The following is a 2,670-nucleotide window of genomic DNA, read 5'->3' as shown; positions in this document are numbered from 1 at the left end:
GCCGCCAATGGCTCATTCATCACCGCCGAGGACCTGGCCAGCTATCGCGTGCGCGTCTCCGAGCCGATCCGGGTGAATTACCGCGGCCAGACAGTGCTGACCAATCCGCCGGCCGGCGGCGGTGTCTGCATGGCCGAGACCCTGAAGATCATCGAGCATGAGGACATCGCCGCTCTGGGCCTCAACAGCGTCGAGTACATCGACCTCGTTGGCCATGCAATGAAGGCCGCCTACCACGACTGGTACGGCATGGTCGCCGACCCAGCGTTCCACAACGTGCCGGTCGACCTGCTGCTGTCGGACGAGCGGGCCGACGAGTGGTACGCGAAGATCAAGGCCGGCGAGCGGTTCGACGTGCCGCGCTATCCGGAAGCGCCGACAACGACGCACATCACCGTCGTCGATGACGCCGGCAATGCGATCGCACTGACCCACTCGCTCGGCGCGAGCAGCGGCGTCGTCTCACCGGGCTACGGCTTCACCTGGAACAACATCATGAATGCGGCCAATCCCCAGCCGGGGCTGCCAAACTCGATCGCGCCGGGCAAATCGCGGATCACCGGCATGTGCCCGACGATCGTGCTGCGCGATGGCGAGCTGGTGCTGGCGCTCGGCGCGCCGGGTGGCACGCGGATCATCACCGGGGTGCTGCAGGTGCTGCTGAATGTGCTCGACCACGGCCTCTCGGCGGTCGAAGCGGTCTCGGCCCCGCGTTTCGATTGTCAAGGCGATCTGCTGGACTGCGAATCGCGAATTCCGATCTGGGTGAAGGCGGAGTTGGCCGGACGCGGCTTCCAGATCGTCCCGAACCCGGCCCCGTACGGGCAGTTCGCGCTGGTTCAGGCCGTCACCCGCGACCCGGCGACTGGCCGGCTCCGTGGCGGCGCAGACCCGCGATCCGGCGGAGCGGCGATGGGCTGCTAGTGGCAAGAGCGTCGGGTGTGAAAGCCCTCAATCATCGCGCGCGCCGGCCATGGAGATCAAACGACGCGCGATCCCGAGATGCGGTCCGATCCGGGACAGGTGATTGACGAGCGCATCGGTGGCGGCATGCAGTTCCTCGTCGGTTACCGGGTCAAGCACGTCGAGAATGAAGAGCGCTGAGGTCGTCGTGTCACTCAGTTGCGTTCGACGAGCCTGACGCCAGTTCCAGCGACGACAGGTCACGCCCGCGTCGTCGCACCAGACAACCTCGCCTGGCTCGGGGTGCTCGATCACGACCTCGCCATCCGCCATCGTGTCGAACGACTCGCTGCCGGTGGCACGGATCAACCGCGGCGGGCCACTGTATCGATCCAGATCCTCACCGCCGAGGGGGATCTGGTGGAGGACTGAGATAGCGTTGTAGATATCGGTGAGCCGGTTCACTCGCGGCAGCCCGGTGGGCGCGCGACGGAGCAGCGCCTCCAGACTGTTCCGGGTCCGTTGCGGCTTCGCGCCGAACGCCCGGTAGGCATCGCGCCAGGTCGCGACACGCGGGAGCTGGTCGGGCGGCGCGCTGCCAAGCGCCACGACCGCAACTGATTCTGCTTCCTGCAAAAGCGTCCCGCTCGCCTCATCGCTCGGGCCGGGCGTCAGGTGGGCGACCGCCAGCAACATGACGCGATAGTCGGGCCGAAGCGCGAACACCGCGTCATCGACCGAAGCGCCAGCGAGAAACGCCTGCGGAGTATGCTGATGATTCATCTCTATCCTCTCCACGGGGAGTGCATTCCAACGCCCGCGCATCATAACTGTGCCGAGCTGCAGTCAAGGACGCCAACTCCGTACCTGAGGATGTGGCGGCCTTGACGTCGTTTGGTCCCATATTCCCGGATTCCTGAATTCCCGATCTCTATATGATCGGGAATTCGGGAATTTCGTGGGGAGCATTGACGAGCGCCACATCTCGCGGTCTCATGCGACCATGCGTCCTGACAGAGAACGACCAGTCCGAAGGAGGAGCGTGTGGACGATTGGCGAGGGGCAACGGAGTCGGCTGACGAGTACGGGGTACTGGCGGCACTCGAGGTGATGATGCCGATGCGCGACGGGGTGCGGTTGGCGACCGACGTGTACTTCCCAGCGCGGATCGATGACCCGGCCGGCCGCGCCGAGGGGCTGTTCCCGGTCCTGCTGGTCCGGACTCCGTACAACAAGCGCGCCGACGACACACGGATGCGCGCGGAGTACTTCACGCGGCGTGGCTACGTCGTCGCGATCCAGGATTGCCGCGGACGTTACCGTTCGGAGGGCACGTTCGCGTTTCTGACCCAGGAGCCGGAGGACGGCTACGACGCGGTCGAGTGGCTGGGCGCGCAGCCATGGTCTACCGGCAAGGTCGGGATGTTCGGGACGTCGTACCTCGGCTGGACACAGACGGCGGCGGCGGTGCTGAACCCGCCCAGCCTGGCGGCGCTGGTCGTCAATCAGGCCGGCGCGAACGCCTACAGCAGCTCGGTGCGCCAGAACGGTGCGATGGAGCTGCGCTTCCTGGCCTGGGCGTTTATGGAAGCGGCGACGCACCCGGAGGTTGTCGTCGATCCGGTTCGCAAGGCGGCGCTGGAGAGCGTCTCGTCGCTGGAATGGCTGCGCCAGCTGCCGTTGCGGCCAGGCCTGTCGCCGCTGGCGATGGTTCCCTCAATCGAGCGCTGGGCGCTGGACCTGTACACCCGCGGGGACTACAGCGAG

Annotated in this window: 3 protein-coding genes; 2 read left to right on the top strand and 1 reads right to left on the bottom strand. The window is 66.3% G+C overall.

What is annotated here, in order from left to right:
* On the top strand, positions 1-924 hold a 924-nt coding region (locus tag B4M62_RS08710; protein WP_290706740.1), incomplete at its 5' end, for a gamma-glutamyltransferase.
* Between the two features lie 27 nt (positions 925-951).
* Here the strand turns inward: B4M62_RS08710 and B4M62_RS08705 are convergent.
* Entirely contained in the window at positions 952-1,731 is a 780-nt protein-coding gene (locus B4M62_RS08705) for a B3/B4 domain-containing protein (protein WP_290706738.1), read from the bottom strand.
* 216 nt (positions 1,732-1,947) lie between these two features.
* Between B4M62_RS08705 and B4M62_RS08700 the strand changes: the two genes are divergently transcribed.
* On the top strand, positions 1,948-2,670 hold a 723-nt coding region (locus B4M62_RS08700; RefSeq protein WP_290706736.1), incomplete at its 3' end, for a CocE/NonD family hydrolase.

It is taken from the genome of Gordonia sp. UBA5067, assembly GCF_002414845.1.
In the GTDB taxonomy this organism is placed as follows: Bacteria; Actinomycetota; Actinomycetes; order Mycobacteriales; family Mycobacteriaceae; genus Gordonia; species Gordonia defluvii.
This window is presented reverse-complemented; position numbering and strand designations above follow the sequence as displayed.

Coding starts and splice junctions, on each gene's coding strand:
- B4M62_RS08705 (WP_290706738.1), bottom strand. CDS start 1,731: ATGATGCGCGGGCGTTGGAATGCACTCCCCGTGGAGAGGATAGAGATG.